General features: G+C 35.6%; 2 protein-coding genes. Both read left to right on the top strand.

Translation table 11 applies throughout. The features are described from left to right. Positions 1-8 precede the first annotated feature (8 nt). Positions 9-146: a MarR family transcriptional regulator gene (locus H6A12_RS13045; protein WP_430623639.1), complete on the top strand. Its 138-nt coding sequence runs from the start codon at positions 9-11 to the stop codon at positions 144-146. A gap of 286 nt (positions 147-432) precedes the next feature. Then, positions 433-636, top strand: coding sequence for a helix-turn-helix domain-containing protein (locus H6A12_RS13040; RefSeq protein WP_204448433.1), 204 nt, complete (start codon positions 433-435; stop codon positions 634-636). Positions 637-745: the final 109 nt, after the last annotated feature.

The following is a 745-nucleotide window of genomic DNA, read 5'->3' as shown; positions in this document are numbered from 1 at the left end:
TTAACACCATTGCAAAAGATCTGTCGCTCTCCCGCAGCACTGTAAAACGAGCAGTCAAAGACTTAGAAAAAGCAGGTCTTATACGAAAAGAGCCGCACTACCGTGAAAATGGAAGCGCGACCTCGAATCGATATTATTTGCTTTAAAAAATCTATTTTTACTCACAAGGGAGCAGTCTGTCTTTTTTGTGGACTGAGGGGCGGTTCATTGTGAGCCGCCTTGAAGTCCCCACTTTAAGAGAGATTACAGCAGAAAGAGAAAAGACCGATATATAGTATTTATAAATTTTTTAGCAAAAATAAATGTTTCGCTTTATTTTCTATTGTGATTTTCATGAAAATTTGTTATAATATTATCTGTGTATTTGTTTGCATCTTTTTCTCTGCAGATGTATGACAAAAACATAATACATATTAGAACGGAGTAATCGCTATGACTGTCAGTTATAAAAAACTGTGGAAGTTGTTGATTGACAAGGATATGAAGAAAAAAGACCTTGAAACAGCAGCGAATATTAGCAACTACACAATCACCAAAATGAACAGAGGCGAAAATGTGACAGTTGAAGTGATCGGCAAAATCTGCAAGGCTCTGAATTGCACTGCCGATGACATCATGGAATTTATTGATGAGTAGTTTGATATGATACCTAAAAAGTAGACATTAAAATATAGGACACCTTGATGTATAATAAAAGAGTCAAGGAGTTGAAGAAAAATGGGAAAATACCAGTTTAGTTACGAAG

Source organism: Merdimmobilis hominis (assembly GCF_016901855.1).
Classification (GTDB): Bacteria; Bacillota; Clostridia; order Oscillospirales; family Ruminococcaceae; genus Paludihabitans.
The sequence above is the reverse complement of the archived record's forward strand: the minus strand, read 5'-3'. Positions and strand labels throughout refer to the sequence as shown.

What these genes read in the sequence shown, in the direction of transcription:
- H6A12_RS13040 (WP_204448433.1), top strand. Translation starts at nt 433, where the DNA reads ATGACTGTCAGTTATAAAAAACTGTGGAAGTTGTTGATTGACAAGGAT.